The sequence below is a fragment of the Mesorhizobium metallidurans STM 2683 genome, assembly GCF_000350085.1.
Lineage (GTDB): Bacteria > Pseudomonadota > Alphaproteobacteria > Rhizobiales > Rhizobiaceae > Mesorhizobium > Mesorhizobium metallidurans.
On record NZ_CAUM01000178.1, the window covers coordinates 1 to 2,065 of the forward strand.

At 63.3% G+C, this 2,065-nt stretch carries 1 protein-coding gene; it reads left to right on the top strand.

The window, feature by feature from the left end; all coding sequences use genetic code 11:
• Positions 1–164: 164 nt before the first annotated feature.
• Positions 165–2,065, top strand: a 1,901-nt coding sequence (locus tag MESS2_RS29345) for an ABC transporter ATP-binding protein/permease (RefSeq protein WP_040594348.1), incomplete at its 3' end; no start/stop codon positions are given.

Consider the following 2,065-nt stretch of genomic DNA (forward strand, 5'->3'; position numbering starts at 1 on the left):
TTGCAACCACGTAGCCGGCCTCCTCGAAGACTATGACGGCGGAGTGGAATGGTCGCGCCACTGGATGAGCCTGCCATCACAGCAGCATGCGCTTCGACTGCTCCGGGCTAGCGAGGTCGAGTGGACACCATGAAACCTTCTGATTTTTAAGCCGTTGTCGGCTGATGTCAGAGGCTGAATTCAAAGCGAAACCGCCCGGCGACGCCAAATCGAGCGAAGAGAAGCCGCGCCCAGAGAAATCGAGCGAAGAGAAGGCCTCGACTGTCGAAGCCGCCCCTGAGGTCGACGGCCAGCCCGCGCCGCCGCCGGAAGCCGTCGAACCCGATCCTCAGCTGACGCCCGAGCAGGCCGAGCAGGCGCGCAAGAAATATCTGCTGAAGCGCTTCTGGATCAGCGCGCGCGATTACTGGGGCCGCGGCGGCGACAGGCTCGCTTGGCCGTTCACGATCGGGCTGTTGATCCTGATCTGCGTCAATGTCGGCTTCCAGTATGGGATCAATGTCTGGAACCGCGCGATTTTCGACGCCATCGAGCAACGCAACGCCCGCACCGTCTATTTTCTAAGCGCCGTTTTCCTGCCGCTCGTGTTCGGCAGCGGAAGCCTTGTGGTTGCACAGGTCTACCTTCGCATGACGATCCAGCGCCGCTGGCGTTCCTGGCTCACCACGGCGGTCATCGCGCGCTGGCTCGCCAACGGCCGTTACTATCAGTTGAATCTCGTCGGCGGCGACCACCAGAACCCCGAGGCCCGCATCGCGGAGGATCTGCGGATTGCCACCGAATCCCCTGTCGACTTCATCGCCGGTGTCCTCAACGCGTTTCTGTCGGCCTCGACCTTCATCGTGGTGCTGTGGACGATCGGCGGGGCGCTGACCCTGACGATCGCAGGTTCGAGCCTCACCATTCCCGGCTTCCTCGTCATCACGGCGGTCATCTATGCCGCGATCACCTCCACGTCCATGACGGTCATTGGCCGCCATTTCGTCCACCTGTCCGAGGAAAAAAATCAGGCGGAAGCCGAGTTCCGCTACACGCTGACGCGCGTGCGGGAAAACGGCGAGAGCATCGCATTGCTCGGCGGCGAGGAGGAGGAGCGCAGCGGCATCGACAGGAATTTCGGCCATGTGCTCAGGCAATGGGCGCTGCTCACAGGCCAGCACATGCGCACGGCGCTGGTGTCGCAGGGGTCGAGCCTGTTTGCACCGGTCGTGCCGATCTTGCTTTGCGCTCCGAAGTTTCTCGAAGGAAGCATGACGCTTGGACAGGTCATGCAGGCTGCCTCCGCCTTTGCCATCGTGCAGGGCGCGTTCGGGTGGCTGGTCGACAACTACCCGCGTCTCGCCGACTGGAACGCCTCCGCCCGGCGTATCGCCTCGCTGATGATGTCGCTCGACGGGCTGGAGCGCGCGGAACAGAGCGACGCCCTGGGACGGATCCAGCGCGGCGAAACCGAAGACGATGCGATGCTCAGCCTCGACAATCTCTCCGTGACGCTCGACGACGGCACCTCCGTGGTCAAGGAAACCGAGGTCGTGATCGAACCGGGCGAGCGGGTGCTGGTGGCCGGCGAATCCGGCTCAGGCAAGAGCACGCTGGTGCGAGCCGTCGCGGGTCTGTGGCCGTGGGGCGGCGGTAGCGTCAATTTCCACGCCGAGAGGCGACTGTTCATGTTGCCGCAACGGCCCTACATCCCCTTGGGCACGCTTCGCCGCGCGGTCGCCTATCCAGCCGCAGCCGACAACTGGACGACTAAAGAGATCAAGGCAGCCCTCGACAGGGTGGGCCTCGCCTATCTCGCCGCAAAGATCGAGGAAGACGCGCCATGGGACCAGACCCTGTCGGGTGGCGAAAAGCAGCGGCTCGCCTTCGCGCGTCTCCTCTTGCACAGTCCCGATATCGTCGTGCTGGATGAAGCAACCTCAGCGCTCGATGAGAAGAGCCAGGACAAGATGATGGAAGTGCTCCTCCACCAATTGCCTGACGTCACCATCATAAGCGTGGCGCACCGAGCCGAGCTGGAAGCCTTCCACAGCCGCAAGATCACATTGGAGCGGCGCAAGGGCGG